10 protein-coding genes are annotated in these 14,196 nt (G+C 70.8%); 5 read left to right on the top strand and 5 right to left on the bottom strand.

Translation table 11 applies throughout. From position 1 onward, the window contains the following. Positions 1–29: 29 nt before the first annotated feature. The gene (gene trpS, locus ACX1D0_RS05310; RefSeq protein WP_459019845.1) at positions 30–1,124 is read left to right on the top strand and encodes a tryptophan--tRNA ligase; all 1,095 of its coding nucleotides are present in this window, start codon (positions 30–32) and stop codon (positions 1,122–1,124) included. 8 nt (positions 1,125–1,132) lie between these two features. Here the strand turns inward: trpS and ACX1D0_RS05305 are convergent, their stop codons facing one another. The 4 genes from ACX1D0_RS05305 to ligD all read right to left on the bottom strand — a co-directional run bounded on the left by ACX1D0_RS05305 (position 1,133) and on the right by ligD (position 4,656). Beyond that, positions 1,133–2,563 (bottom strand): DEAD/DEAH box helicase, encoded by a 1,431-nt coding sequence (locus tag ACX1D0_RS05305; RefSeq protein WP_459020389.1) that lies wholly within the window; start codon positions 2,561–2,563, stop codon positions 1,133–1,135. A 91-nt stretch (positions 2,564–2,654) separates the two neighbouring features. Next, positions 2,655–2,879: a DUF3107 domain-containing protein gene (locus ACX1D0_RS05300; protein ID WP_459019844.1), complete on the bottom strand. Its 225-nt coding sequence runs from the start codon at positions 2,877–2,879 to the stop codon at positions 2,655–2,657. Between the two features lie 27 nt (positions 2,880–2,906). Next, positions 2,907–3,680 (bottom strand): PP2C family protein-serine/threonine phosphatase, encoded by a 774-nt coding sequence (locus ACX1D0_RS05295; RefSeq protein WP_459019843.1) that lies wholly within the window; start codon positions 3,678–3,680, stop codon positions 2,907–2,909. A gap of 34 nt (positions 3,681–3,714) precedes the next feature. Continuing rightward, complete coding sequence (gene ligD, locus ACX1D0_RS05290) at positions 3,715–4,656, bottom strand: non-homologous end-joining DNA ligase (protein ID WP_459019842.1); 942 nt, start codon at positions 4,654–4,656, stop codon at positions 3,715–3,717. A gap of 74 nt (positions 4,657–4,730) precedes the next feature. Here ligD and ACX1D0_RS05285 point away from each other — a divergent pair, with 74 nt between their 5' ends. From ACX1D0_RS05285 to nudC, 3 genes are read left to right on the top strand one after another with little or no spacing between them, the layout of a single operon-like run. After that, on the top strand, positions 4,731–7,826 hold the full coding sequence (locus ACX1D0_RS05285) for an ATP-dependent helicase (protein WP_459019841.1): 3,096 nt from the start codon (positions 4,731–4,733) through the stop codon (positions 7,824–7,826). Further along, positions 7,823–11,002 carry an ATP-dependent helicase gene (locus tag ACX1D0_RS05280; RefSeq protein ID WP_459019840.1) on the top strand — a complete coding sequence of 1,060 codons (3,180 nt, stop codon included), beginning with the start codon at positions 7,823–7,825 and terminating at the stop codon, positions 11,000–11,002. The genes ACX1D0_RS05285 and ACX1D0_RS05280 overlap by 4 nt, the downstream gene beginning before the upstream one ends. Then, positions 10,999–11,829: an NAD(+) diphosphatase gene (gene nudC / locus ACX1D0_RS05275; protein WP_459019839.1), complete on the top strand. Its 831-nt coding sequence runs from the start codon at positions 10,999–11,001 to the stop codon at positions 11,827–11,829. Before ACX1D0_RS05280 ends, nudC begins: the two co-directional genes overlap by 4 nt. On the opposite strand, the gene ACX1D0_RS05270 is transcribed toward nudC, so the two are convergent. Continuing rightward, positions 11,816–12,016 carry a DUF7455 domain-containing protein gene (locus ACX1D0_RS05270; protein ID WP_459019838.1) on the bottom strand — a complete coding sequence of 67 codons (201 nt, stop codon included), beginning with the start codon at positions 12,014–12,016 and terminating at the stop codon, positions 11,816–11,818. The two genes, nudC and ACX1D0_RS05270, sit on opposite strands and share 14 nt — an antisense overlap. Positions 12,017–12,101: 85 nt before the next feature. Between ACX1D0_RS05270 and ACX1D0_RS05265 the strand changes: the two genes are divergently transcribed. Next, a complete protein-coding gene (locus ACX1D0_RS05265) occupies positions 12,102–14,180 on the top strand; it encodes a DNA gyrase/topoisomerase IV subunit B (RefSeq protein ID WP_459019837.1) in 2,079 nt (692 codons plus the stop codon). Positions 14,181–14,196 lie beyond the last annotated feature (16 nt).

The following is a 14,196-nucleotide window of genomic DNA, read 5'->3' as shown; positions in this document are numbered from 1 at the left end:
CCGTCGCACCCGTACAGGCAGGCACATCCATGTCAGTTACCCCCGAGGACACGTTCGACCCGGAGGCCTCGCTCGCCCGTTCCACCGAGCGCAGCCTCGAGATCGAGCGGCAGATCGCCCTGGACCCGTCGCGATTCAGGATCCTCACCGGGGACCGCCCCACCGGAAACCTGCACATCGGCCACTACTTCGGCTCCCTGCAGAACCGCGTGCGGCTCGCCTCCCTCGGCGTGGAGACGTTCGTGGTCATCGCCGACTACCAGGTGGTCACGGACCGCGACGGGGTGGGTCCGCTCCGGGAACGCGTCTATTCCCTCCTCACGGACTACCTGGCAGTGGGGCTGGACCCTGAGCAGGTGACGATCTTCACGCATTCGCAGATCCCTGCCCTCAACCAGCTGATGCTGCCCTTCCTCTCGGTGGTCACGGACGCCGAGCTGCGCCGCAACCCCACCGTGAAGACGGAACTCGACGACACGGGTGACCGGCCCATGTCCGGCCTGCTGCTCACCTACCCCGTGCACCAGGCCGCGGACATCCTGTTCTGCAAGGCCAACCTCGTGCCGGTGGGGAAGGACCAACTGCCGCACCTGGAGCAGGCGCGCGTCATCGCCCGTCGATTCGACGAGCGCTACGGCCGTGTGGACGAGAGCCGTGCCGTGTTCCCCGCGCCGGAGGCCCTGCTCAGCCGGTCCGGCATCGTCCTGGGGCTGGACGGCACGAAGATGTCGAAGTCCAAGGGCAACACCATCGAGCTGGGTATGACGGCAGACGAGACGGCCAGGCTCCTCAAGAGGGCCGTGACGGACTCGGACCGCCACATCACCTACGACCCGGCCACCAGGCCGGAGGTGTCCAACCTGGTGAACCTCGCGGCGTTGTGCCTCGACAGGGATCCGGCGGAGGTGGCCGCGGAGATCGGCGACGGTGGCGGTGGCGGGCTGAAGAAGCTGGTCACCGCGGCGGTCAACGACTACTTCGCTCCCATCCGCGCGCGCCGCGCCGAGCTCGCCGCGGACCCCGGCTACCTGGCACAGGTGCTCGCGTCGGGCAACCGGCGGGCCACCGAGGTGGCCGACCGGACGCTCGACGAGGTCCGGGAGGCCATGCAGATGGTCTACTGAGCCACGGCTCAGTCCGCCGTCGGTGCCTCCGGGGCCACGTCCACCCCGCCGCGGGTGCGACGGCGGCGACGGCGGGGCTTGCGCTCGGCGTCGGCGTGCTTGTCCTGCGCGGGGTGATCGCCGGCGGGCTCTGTGGACCGCCGCGAGCGGTGCTTGCGGGCCTCGGTGGGGGAATGCCTGGCCTCGACGGCCTTCTCGCGCGCCGCGATGGTGCCGGGCACCCGCCCCTTGGTGCCCTCGGGGATGTCGAGATCTGTGTAGAAGTGCGGTGACGACGAATACGTCTCGGGCGGCACGGCCAGCTCGAGGTTGAGCGACTCGTTGATCAGCTTCCAGCGGTGCAGGTCCGCCCAGTCCACCAGCGTCACCGCGACCCCTGAATTGCCGGCGCGGCCGGTGCGGCCGATCCGGTGCACGTAGGTGGCGTCGGTGTCCGGGCACTCGTAGTTGATCACGTGGCTGACGCCGATGATGTCGATGCCGCGGGCGGCGACATCGGTGGCCACGAGCACCGTGATGGTGTCCGCCCGGAACTTCTTCAGGGAGCGTTCGCGTGCCTCCTGGTTGAGGTCCCCGTGGATGGCGGCGGCGGCGAAGCCGCGGTCCACCAGCTCGTCGGTGAGCCGCTGCGCTGCGCGCTTCGTCCGGCAGAAGATCATGACCTTCGTGGTCTGGTTGCCCTGCAGGAGCCGCCCCACCATCTCGGGCTTGTCCAGGTCATGGGCCTGGTAGACGAACTGGTCGATGTCCGGAACGGTCATCTTCGCGTCATGGCCCTCGGCGCGGATGTTGACGGGCCGGTTCAGCGTGGCCCGCGCCAGCGTCAGGATGGGCGCCGGCATCGTGGCCGAGAACAGCATGGTCTGGCGGTCCTTGGGCGTCTTGCGCTGGAGGCGTTCGATGTCCGGGAGGAACCCGAGGTCCAGCATCTCGTCGGCCTCGTCGAGGACCAGAACCTGGATCTGCGACAGGTCCAGGGCTCCGCGGTCCGCGAGGTCCAGGAGACGGCCGGGTGTGCCCACCGCGATGTCGATGCCGGACTCGAGGGCGCGCAGCTGCTCGTCGTAGCCGGTGCCGCCGTAGATGGTGAGCACCCGCATCTTGAGGTGCCTGCCGGCGACATCGAGGTCTCGGCCCACCTGGAGGGCGAGCTCACGCGTGGGGCACACGATCAGGGACCGCGGCTTGCCGTGCGTGGGCTTCTCTCCGCCGGACATGGTGACCATGCGGTGCAGGAGGCTGACGCCGAACGCCAGGGTCTTGCCCGTGCCGGTGCGGGCCTGACCGATGAGGTCCACCCCGCTGATGGCGAGGGGGATCGCCAACGTCTGGATGGCGAAAGGATGGACGATGCCGACCTCCGCCAGCGCCGAGGTGATGGATTCGTGGATGCCGAGGTCGGCGAAGGTCTCGTCGATCGGGGTCTCGTTGTCGCTCAGGGCTCAAACCAATCTGGAAGAACTCACGGCGCGGTTGGCGCGCCGGAGGCGGTGCGTTGCTGCCCGCAGGCCCTCAGTCTAACGTAGGCCGCTATACCGCGCCGAAGCCCACCGTGCGGGAGCTGGGTGAGCCGAGGTCCAGGTACGCGATGCGGGCCCCGGGGATCAGCACGCGGCGGCCCTTCTCGTCCGTCAGCTCCAGCAGCGACGAGTTGGCCACGGCATCGCGGAGTTGCTCGGCGAGCTCCTCGGCGGAGGCGGTGGCTTCGATGGTGACCTCGCGGGGGACGTCGGTGATGCCGATCTTGACTTCCATGCCGCCACTCTAGCCAGATCCGCCAAGTCAGCCGTGCAGGCGGGCGACGATGACCGTCACGTTGTCCTTGCCGCCCTGCTCGTTGGCCCATACCGTCAGCGCCTCGGCCAGGGCGCCGGGTCCGGCGCAGGTGGGGGAGAGGGCGGCGACGACGCCGTGCAGTACCTCAGGGGCGCTGGCGTAGTTCCACAGCCCGTCGGTGCACAGCAGCAACCACCCGGCTCCGGCGGGGCGGTGGGAGGTGACCGACGGCGTGACGTCCGTGGACTGCCGCCCCAGCCACTTCGTGAGCGCGTGCGCCTGGCGGGACCGTTCGGCCTCGTCGCGTGTCATGCCCAGCAGCATGCGCGCCTGTGCCATGGAGTCGTCGGTGGACAGCAGCCGCGCCTCGCCGTCGTCTCCGAGCCAGTAGGCGCGGGAGTCACCCACGTTGGCGACCGTGACGAGCCCGGACTCGATGGTCGCGGTGATGAGCGTGCAGGCCGACGGGTCCTCCCGGCCCTCCAGGATGGCGCGGTTGGCGCGGGCGAAGGCCTCCTCAACGGCTACCCCGGGCGGATCGATGAGTGCCGCCACGACGGTGTCCACGGCCACGAGCGAGGCGCGCTCCGACCCGCGGGCAGTGCTCACCCCGTCGGCCACGGCCAGGACGGCCGAGGGCGGCGGCTCAGGGCGGACGGCCATCGCCATGGCGTCCTGGTTGGTGGCGTGCCGCCTGCCCGTGTCGCTGGCCCCGCCCACCCAGTGGGCCGGCTCGCGCACGTAGTGGGCCCGTGCCGAGTGCTGCGGGTGTGCATCCATGCGTCCTCCGTCCGGCCCTGCTGGTTTCATCCTGTCAGAACTCGGCGGGTGGGAGGGCGGGTGAGTCCGCGGTGGGGAGGGCCCGGGCCCAGAGGTCGCCGTGGGTTGCCACCCGCTCCAGCACCCGCGCGGGGCTGATCCGCAGCGGGCCGTCGGGGGTGAGCGCGGCCACCTCCTCCCACGTGAGGGGTGTGGCCACCGAGGGCGTCTCCACCCCCCTCACCGAGTAGGCCGTCACGGTGTTGCGGGCGGCCAGGTTCTGCCCGTAGTCGACGAAGATGAGGTTGGCCCTGGCCTGCTTGCTCATCGTGGCGACGAACTGCGTGGGGTAGCGCTGCGCCAGATGCTGGGCCAGCGCCGTCGCGAAGGCGTGCACCGCGGAGGCGGGGGTGGGCCGGATGGGAACGCTCAGCTGGAGCCCCTTGTTGCCGGAGGTCTTGGGAAATGCCTCGAGACCCATCTGGGCGAGCAGGGTCGCGGCGAGGATGGCGCCCTTGGCGGAGTCGGCGGGCGTGATGCCCGGCCCCGGGTCGAGGTCGACGACGAGGGTGCTCGCCCTCGGCTCGTCGGCCCCCGTGAGGATGAGTCCCTCGGGTGAGCCGGTGGCGTCCCGGAGACGCCACTGCGGGGTGTGCAGCTCGACGGCGGCCAGGTTGGCCAGCCATGCCAGGTCCGCCCGGCGGCCGGCGGTGACGTAGCTGACGGTCCCGGCGGAGGTGGACACGTCAACCGTCCGCACCCAGTCCGGGGCACCCGGGGGCAGGTTCTTCTCGTAGAACGACTCGCCGGCGGTGCCGTTGGGGAACCGCACCCTGGTGATCGCGCGGTCGCTGAGGTGAGGGAGCATCACGTCGGCGATCTCGACGTAGTACGCGATCAGCTCGCCCTTGGTGAATCCGGTGGGGAACAGGGGCTTGTCGAGGTTGCTCAGGGAGAGGGGCAGGCCCTCGATCTCCGTGGCGATGCGCTCGCTCATGCTGTCTCCCACACCCCGCCCAGCTTGCCACGCCCAGGGTGAAATTGTCCGTGGTTGCTGGTTGCATAGGGGGCATGCGCTTCCGGGTCCTGCCTCCACCCCATGTGGGGCCCCCTGCCCTGACGCCGGAGCAGGACGCCGCGGCTGCGCCCTTCAGGGGCGTGTCGGTGGTCGTGGGAGCTCCCGGCACCGGCAAGACCACACTGGTCGCGGCCGCCGCGGCGCGGCGGGTCCGGGCCGGCGGCAGCTTGGACAGGCTCATCGTTCTGGCGCACTCACGCTCCGCCGCCCAGCAGCTCCGCAGACAGATCGCCCGGCAGGTGGACCGCGCCCAGACGTCGCCGCAGGTCACCACCATCCATGGGCTGGCGCTGGGCCTGCTGCGCCGCTACTGGCCGCACGAGGACAGCCCCTGGCGCCTCCTTCGGGCACCGGAGCAGGAGCAGCGCATCCGGGAGCTGCTGGCCGGCATGCCTCCACGGGCCTGGCCGGAGGACGTGACGGCGGCCGTCGGGACGCGCGCGTTCGCCCGGCAACTGCGCGAGGTGCTGGCCCGCGCGCGCCAGCTCTCACTGGATCCGGAGACCATCGCCCGCTACGCCGCGCAGGCGGAGGACGAGTTGTTCGCGTCCGCGGCCCGCTTCGTCGAGGAGTACCTGACGGTGGGGGACTTCTCCGGCACGCTGGACTACGCCGAGCTGGTGTACCGGACGCGCCTGCTGCTCAGGGAGCCGAGCGTCGCGGCGGGGGTGGCGGCCGCATTCGACGAGGTGCTCGTCGACGACGCGCAGGAGGCGGATCCCGCGCAGGTGGGGCTGCTGGCGGACCTGTCGCGGATCGGGCTGCCCCTCATGGCGGTGGGAGATCCGCACCAACGGATCGGCGGGTACCGCGGGGCCAGCCCCACGGCGGTCGCGGATCTCGCTGCGCTGCCCGGCGCGACACTGCACACGCTCGGCACGGGGCACCGGGCCTCTCAGCGGGTGGCGGAGGCCCTTCGGACGCTCAGCTCGAGGATGGACGCGCGGTATGCCCCTCCGTCGCCACTGGCGAGCCTGCTGGCCGGAGAGGTGCGCGCGAGGGTGTTCGACGACACGTCGGCCGAGCTGGCGAGTGTCGCGGCAGAGCTGCGCCACTCGGTCGCGGTGGAGGGACTCGCCTGGGCGGACCTCGCGGTGATCACGCGCGCGGGCCGCGCCCAGCTCAGCGCTGTCGCGGCCGAGCTCATGCGCCTCGGGGTCCCGGTCGACGTTTCGGGAGACGAGATTGCGCTCGCGGAGCAACCCGCGGTCGCGACGCTGCTGTCGGCGGTGTCGGTCGCGGCCCGGGGTGACGGGCCGGAGGCTGACGAGGCTCGCCTCCTCCTGTCCTCCCCGCTGTGCGGTCTCGACGGGGTGTCCCAACGCAGGCTTGGCCGGGAACTTCTGGAGCGGCACCGCTCCCTAGGGTCCTCCTCCGTTCTCCTGGGTCGCTGCCTCACCGAGCCGTCGCTGCTGGAGGGCGTGGACACCGAGGAGGCCTCCTCGGCCCGCGCGCTTGCCGCCCTCCTCGCTGAGGCGCGCCGCGCTCTGGCCGAGGAGGCGGAGGTGCAGCAGGTCCTGTGGGGCCTCTGGGACGCCACCCCATGGCCCTCCACCCTCCGGGACCGGGCCCTGCGCGGGTCCCGTCGGGCCAACGCGGATCTCGACGCCATCGTCGAACTGTTCGACCAGGCGTCGCGGCAGCCGGAGCTGCGCGGCGCCCCGGGCGCCAGGACGTTCCTCAACGAGATCTCCGGTCAGGAGATTCCGGCGGACACCGGGCGGGAACTGGCCGTGTCCCGCCGGGGCGTCCGCGTCGTCACCGCGCACCGGACCCGCGGCCTGGAATGGGAGCGGGTGTGGGTGATCGGTGTGCAGGAGGGGCTGTGGCCCCGCATGACCCGGGCGGGGATGCTGCTGGACGCCTCGCGACTGGGTCCCGAGCGGCTGGAGCCCAGGGGGCCGTCGTCCCAGCTGGCTGACGAGCGCCAGCTCTTCTATGTGGCGTGCAGCCGCGCCCGGACGGGCCTGTCGATCAGCGCGGTGCAGGGTGTCGACGGGGAAGGCGGGCACCCGTCGCGGTTCCTCGCGGAGATCGGGGTGCCCGTGGAGCGAATCCACGGCCGCCCGGGCATGCTGCTGTCCACGGCCGCCCTGGTGGGTGACCTCCGGCGCGCGGTCGTCGACGAGGCTGCCTCGCCTGGCCTGCGGCGAGCGGCCGCCCTACGCCTCGCGGACCTCGCCTCCGTGGATGCCGCGGACGGCACCTCGGCGTTCCCAGGTGCACACCCGGGCACCTGGTGGGGCATCGCGGAGCCCACGTCGGCACCAGCCGTTCCGGGGGGACCCGTGGTGATCACAGGCTCGTCGCTCGAGGTGTTGCTGGAATGTCCCCGTCGCTGGTTCCTCGGGAGGAGGGCCAGGGCGGACACCGGACGCGTCTCGAAGGCCTCCGTCGGCGACGTTGTCCACCTCCTGGCCAAGCACGCCGCCACGGACCACCTCACCGCGGATGAGCTGCACGCCAAACTCGACGAGGTGTGGGAGCGCATCCCGTTCGAGACGGAATGGCTCTCGGCCACGGAGCGCTCCGAGATCGACGAGGCACTCGACAGGTTCGCGCGCTATCACGACCACACCCCCAACGAGCTGCTGGCCGTGGAACGGAGATTCCGCGTCCCACTCACTGTGGCCGGGCGGGAGGTGCTCCTGGACGGCACGGTGGACAGGCTGGAGCGTCAGCCTGACGGGCGCCTGCGGATCGTGGACATGAAGACGGGCCGGCGCGTGCTGCGGGAGGCGGATGTCGTGGATCACGCGCAGCTCGGGATCTACCAACTGGCTGCCACGCTGGGGGCGTTCGACGACATCGCCGCGGGTGAGCGGGCTGTCGCCGCCCCCGCCCTGCTGTTCCTCCGGGACGGTGACGCCCTGCCCACCCTGGTGGCGCAACCCTCGATCGACGAGTCGCCGGCTCTCCCGAAGGCCGAACTCATCGTCGGCCCCACGTGGGTCCACGACAAGATCGCCGAAGGGGTGGCCATCATTGACGGCGGCCGGTTCGACGCGGTCGAGTGCGGAGCGTGCAGGTACTGCGCCTTCACCGCGTCGTGTCCCGCCCGGGGCCCCAGGACGGGGGCCCAGAGATGAGCGTCCACCCCATCCGGACAGCGCGGATCACCTCCCCCGAGCAGCTGATCGACGCCCTGCGGATCCCGTTCTCGCGGGAGCAGCTGGACGCCATCACCGCCCCCCTTGAGCCGGCGGTGATCATCGCGGGGGCGGGCAGTGGGAAGACCACCGTGATGGCTGCCCGCGTGGTGTGGCTGGTCGGCACGGGGCAGGTGCGCCCGGAGGAGGTTCTCGGGCTGACCTTCACCCGCAAAGCCGCGGCCGAGTTGGCCTCGCGGGTCGCGTCGGCGCTGGACCGGGCGGGCGTGCTCACCGGTCAGGAGGGAGAGGGCGCCGAGCTGGTGATGACCTACGACTCGTTCGCCGCCCGCCTCGTCAGCGAGTTCGGCATCCGGATCGGGATCGACAGGGATCCCGTGATGGTCACCGGCGCCAGCCGGTTCCGGCTCGCCACGCGGGTGGTGGCCAACGCGCCCGGTCCCTTCCACAGCATCAGCCGCTTGAGTCACCACACCATCCCGGAACGGGTCCTGGCGTTGGACGCGGAGTTGCAGTCACACCTGGTGAGCGCGGTGGCAGTCGAGAAGGAGTGCGACCGCACGGAGCAGAAGTTCGCCCAGGCCCCGCTCTACCGGGGGGCAACCATGCGCGACGTCGCCAGGGCTTTGGACGCCACGGCGGAGAGACGCGAACTGTTGCAGCTGGTGGAGCGCTATCAGGAGCTCAAGCGGGCGTTGGGGGTGGTGGAATTCGCGGACCAGCTGCGCGAGGCGGTGCGTCTGGTCACCCAGGTCCCGGCCGTCGGGGAGGAGCTCCGGGCGAGATTCCGCGTCGTCCTCCTCGACGAGTACCAGGACACGTCGGCGGCCCAGGCGCGCCTGCTCCGCGAGTTGTTCACCGGCAGCCCTTACTCAGACGCCATGGGCTTCCCGGTGACGGCGGTAGGGGACCCTTACCAGGCCATCTACGGCTGGCGTGGGGCGGCCTCGGGCAACATCCTGGAGTTCCCCCACCAGTTCCGTCGTACCGATGGCACCCCCGCTACGCGGCACACGCTCAGCATCAATCGGCGCAGCGGCCAGCGGATTCTCGACGTCGGCAACGCCCTTGCCCGGGGTCTGGCCGCCGCCCCCGGGGAGGACGGGGTGTCCCTGGTGGCTGCGGAGGGCGCACCCCGAGGGATGGTGGCCGCCGCCACCTTCGACACCTTCCGGGATGAGGTGGACTGGATCGCGGAGTCCGTGGTGGCGAGGCACGAGACGGGCACCGGGTGGGCAGAGCAGGCCATCCTCGTTCGGCGCAACGCGCTCCTCGCTCCGCTCTTCGAGGCGCTGCGGGAGCGGGACGTGCCCGTGGAGATCGTCGGCCTCGGCGGACTGCTGGGCCTGCCGGAGGTGGCCCCCGTCGTGTCGACGCTGCGCGTCATCGACGACGTCACCGCCAATCCCGACGTGGCCACCCTGCTGGCTGGGCCCAGGTGGCAGCTCGGGCTGGCGGACCTGGAGCTGCTGGGGGAGCGGGCCAGGCAGCTGGGAGCGTCGTCGCGGGCGCCTGAGGTCCTCGACGACGCCCTCGTGCACGCCGTGACGCAGGCGGACCCGGGAGAGGTGGTGTGCCTCCTTGACGCGGTCGCGGACCCGGGGGAGGACCTTCCGTTCAGCGCCGCCGCCCGGCGCAGGCTGGCACTCTTCCACAGGGAGATCACCGGGCTGCGCCGGCACGCGTCGGATCCCGTGGCGGAACTCGTCACGCGAGTGGTCTCCACACTCGGACTGGAAGCGGAGCTGCTGGCCGCGGGGGCGGGCACCGGCCAGATCGCGCGGTTCGTCGCTGAGGTGTCCGGTTACACGGATGTGGACGGCGACGGCACGCTCACCGGCCTTCTGGCCTATCTCGATGCGGAGGAGGACTTCGGGGAGGGCCTCCAGCAGGCGGTGCCCACCGAGGCGGACTCGGTCAAGCTGCTGACGGTTCATCGGGCCAAGGGTCTGGAGTGGGACACGGTGTTCCTGCCGGGCCTGGTGGACAAGGTCTTCCCGTCCGAGCCCCGCTCCGGGATCTGGCCCAGCCGCGCCGAAACCCTCCCGGCCACACTGCGCGGCGACGCTGCCGGTGTCCCGCAACTGCAGCACTACACCAAGGACGGCCTGGCCGCGTACCGGGAGGCCACCAAGGTGGACCACCGGCTCTCCGAGGACCGGCTCGCCTACGTTGCCGCCACCCGCGCCAAGCACCTGCTGGTGGCTTCGAGTCACGTGTGGACGCCCGGCAACATCCGCCCGAGACTGGAGTCGCCGTACTTCACCGTGCTGCGCGAGGAGGCCGCGTCGGCAGGCTGCTATCTCGACGAGGCACGGCGGGGCACCGATACCAACCCGGTGCCGGCCGAGCCGCTGCGCGCGTCCTGGCCCGCGTCGATGGACGCGGAGGTGGTGGCCCAGCGGCGGGCGGCGGCGTCGCTGGTGGGGCGGGCGGCCGGCATCGGCGCGGACCCGGCCACGCGGTCGTCCTGGGTCTGGGAGTCGGGCACGTTGTCGGCGGAGGACGAGGCCCGCGTCGCCGCGTGGGATGACACGGCGCGGCACCTCACCGCCCTCCTCCAGCGGCGTGGAGACTACGACGTTGAAGTCCCCGAGGGCCTCTCGACCACCGCCCTCATGGCGCTACGCACGGACCCCTCCGGATTCGCGGGCTCCCTCGCCCGGCGCATGCCGCGGCCTCCCTCGACGGCGGCCAGGGTGGGCGACGCCTTCCACACATGGCTGCAGCGCCGGTTCGAGTTGCCTGCGACGTTGGACGAGGTGGACGCCGCGGCCGCGGCGGAACCTGGCGCGGTGTCCCGGCTGATCGAGGCTTTCGAGGCCGGGCAGTTCGCTCACCTCGTGCCTCTGGGGGTGGAGGTGCCCTTCGTGATGGCCCGCGGCCGCCACGTCCTCCGGGGACGGATCGACGCCGTGTACCAGTGGCCCCGGGACGGGGTGGAGTACCTCGTCGTGGACTGGAAGACCTCGCAGAGACACGCGGATCCGCTCCAGCTCGCCGTCTACCGGCAGGCCTGGGCCGAGGCCCGGAGGATCGATCCGTCGCGTGTGGGGGCCGCGTTCTATCATGTGCTGGCAGACCAGTTGCGAGTCGTCGACGCCCCAGTGGCCCTGATCGATGCCGCGCTGGATGCGGGGAAGGAACCACGATGACCCACTGGAGCGGGCCGTCCGGCCTGGACCGGGGTGCGGCGGCGCGGCTGACCGGTGAACTGGACGCGGCATGGTCAGGAGCCGTCGTGTTGGTGGTCGACGCCGCCGGCAACGTCGCCTCCGCGGGTGGCCGGCCACTGCCGATGCCCCGTCCCGGACAGCGGGCGCCCCACGACATCTACCTGGGGCGGTTCGACGGCAGGTCGTGGTTCGCGCGCCCCGTAGAGAGGCTCGGTGGTGAGACACTCGGCTGGCGCGACGTGGACCCGGCGGACTACGACCCGCTGGCCGCCGCCGTCGCGTTGAGCCGCTGGCATCTCCAGGATCCGGTGTGCGAACGCTGCGGATCCGCTACTTTGCCGGACCAGGGGGGCGCCCGCCGGGTGTGCGTGCAGTGCGGCACGCTTGCCTTCGCACGCATCGATCCCTGCGTGATCGTGGCCATCACGGATCCGGCGGATCGGCTCCTGCTGGCGCGTCAGCGGCAATGGCAACCCGGGAGGGTGTCCATCGTCGCCGGGTTCATCGAAGCGGGGGAGTCCGCGGAGCAGGCCTGCCACCGCGAGGCGGCGGAGGAGGTCGGGGTCCGGCTGGAGCGGGTGGAGTACGTCTCCAGCCAGCCCTGGCCACTGCCCCGCTCACTGATGCTGGGCTTCACGGCGCGCGCCCGGGACGCCCGGGTTAACGTCGACGGCGACGAGATCGCCGAAGGTGCATATTTCACCCGTGGAGGTCTCGCCGCCGCCGTGTCGTCGGGAGAGGTGACGCTGCCGGGTCCGGCCTCGATCGCGCGTCACCTGATCGAGCGGTGGCTCAGCGCGCGCTGAGCCTGTTGGTCTCGTCCTGGATGCGGCTGGCCACTTCGGTCAGCTTCTCCCGGTGCCGGGCCGCGTGGTGTGCGCAGAACAGCAGTTCGCCGCCCGAACGCAGGAAGACGCGGAGGTAGGCTTGCGCGCCACAGCGATCGCAGCGATCGATCGCGGTGAGCGTCGGGTCCATGGCCAATTCAGTCATTGTGGGCTCCCCACCTTTCTTCTTCTCGGTAATCAACGTAGCGGGCCTCCACATTGTTCCCGGGAGGCCCAGGTAATCTGGGCCGGTGCAGACCCCGAAGAGCAAGCAGCCACACTCCAGAGACTATGAGGCGAAGAACCTCCTGGTCCTCGAAGGGCTCGAAGCGGTGCGCAAACGGCCCGCGATGTACATCGGGTCCACGGACACCCGCGGCCTCATGCACTGTCTGTGGGAGATCATCGACAACTCGGTGGATGAGGCGCTGTCCGGCTTCGGCGAGGTGATCGAGGTCACCCTCGGGGAGGATGGCTCCGTGGCGGTGACGGACCGCGCGCGCGGCATCCCCGTCGACACCGAGCCCCGCACCGGACTTTCCGGCGTGGAGGTGGTCTTCACCAAGCTGCACGCCGGAGGAAAGTTCGGAAACTCGTCCTACAACGCGACCGGCGGGCTGCACGGCGTCGGGGCCTCGGTCGTCAACGCGCTCAGCTCCCGGCTCGACGTGGAGGTGGACAGGAACGGCGCCATCTGGGCCATGAGCTTCCGGCGAGGGGTACCCGGTGTGTTCGACGGCGAAGGCCCTACCGCGCCGTTCACACCGCAGGGTGGCCTGCGAAAGGTGGGTCGAGTCACCAAATCCACCACGGGCACCCGGGTGCGGTACTGGCCTGACAGGCAGATCTTCCTCGCTGACGCCGAGCTGTCGCTCAGCCACCTCCACGACCGTGCACGGCAGACCTCCTTCCTCGTGCCCGGCCTCCGGATCGAGGTGGACGATCGCCGCTCCGGTGAGCCGCAGCAGCTGTCCTTCGAGCACCTGGGCGGCATCACGGAGTTCGCGGACTTCCTCGCCCCCGACGCGCCCCTCACCGAGGTCCTGCGGCTGCAGGGACACGACTCGTTCGTCGAGACGGTGCCCATGCTCGACGAGTCCGGCGCCATGACGCCTACCGACGTGGAGCGGGACCTGGAGGTGGACGTCGCCGTCCGATGGGGGACAGGCTACGACTCGCTGGTCAAGTCGTTTGTCAACATCATCGCCACGCCGAAAGGCGGCACGCATGTGGCGGGCTTCGAGCGTGGCCTGACCCGCGCCTTCGTCAAGTCCCTGGACGGCACCCGGCTCCTCAAGGCGGGCGAGGAGGTCATCAAGGACGACTGCATGGAGGGACTGACGGCCGTGGTCACGGTGCGCCTGGCCGAGCCCCAGTTCGAGGGCCAGACGAAGGAGGTGCTGGGCACCCCGCCGGTGCTGAAGCTCGTCACCGGCATCGTCGAGCGCGAGATGAGCGACTTCCTCACCAGCTCCAAGGCCTCGGTCCGTCCTGTGGCCAGGCTTCTGATGGAGAAGGTGGTGGGCGCCTCACGCACCAGGGTCCAGGCGAGGGCACACAAGGAGAACCAGCGCCGCAAGAACGCCCTGGAGTCCTCCACCCTCCCGCCGAAGCTCAAGGACTGCCGCTCCAACGACGTCGACGCCACGGAACTGTTCATCGTGGAGGGTGACTCCGCGCTCGGGACGGCCAACGTGGCACGCAACTCGGAGTTCCAGGCGCTGCTCCCGATCCGCGGCAAGATCCTCAACGTGCAGAAGGCATCCGTGGGCGACATGCTGAAGAACGCCGAGTGCGCCTCCATCATCCAGGTCGTCGGCGCCGGCTCGGGCCGCACGTTCGATGTGGATTCCGCCCGCTACGGCAAGATCATCTTCATGGCGGACGCGGATTCCGACGGCGCCCACATCCGCTGTCTCCTGGCCACGCTGTTCTTCCGCTACATGCGCCCGCTCGTCGAGGCCGGCAGGGTGTACTCGGCGGTGCCGCCCCTGCATCGCTTCGAGTTGATCAACCCCAAGCGTGGGTTCGAGAAGTACATCTACACCTACTCGGACGCCGAGTATCAGCGCAAGGCGGCGGAACTGGCCAAGCGCGGGCAGGCGTACAAGGAGCCTCAGCGCTACAAGGGCCTGGGCGAGATGGACGCCGATCAGCTGGCCGACACCACCATGAGTCCCAGGCACCGGACACTCCGCCGGCTCACCGTCGATGACGCGGGGGACGCGGAACGGGTGTTCGAGATGCTCATGGGCAACGACGTTGCGCCGCGCAAGGAGTTCATCATCGAGGGCGCCTACGCGCTGGAGGCCGACCGCATCGACGCCTGATGCGGCCGGCCTCCAC

The organism is Tessaracoccus pujii, assembly GCF_054483895.1.
The sequence above is the reverse complement of the archived record's forward strand: the minus strand, read 5'-3'. Positions and strand labels throughout refer to the sequence as shown.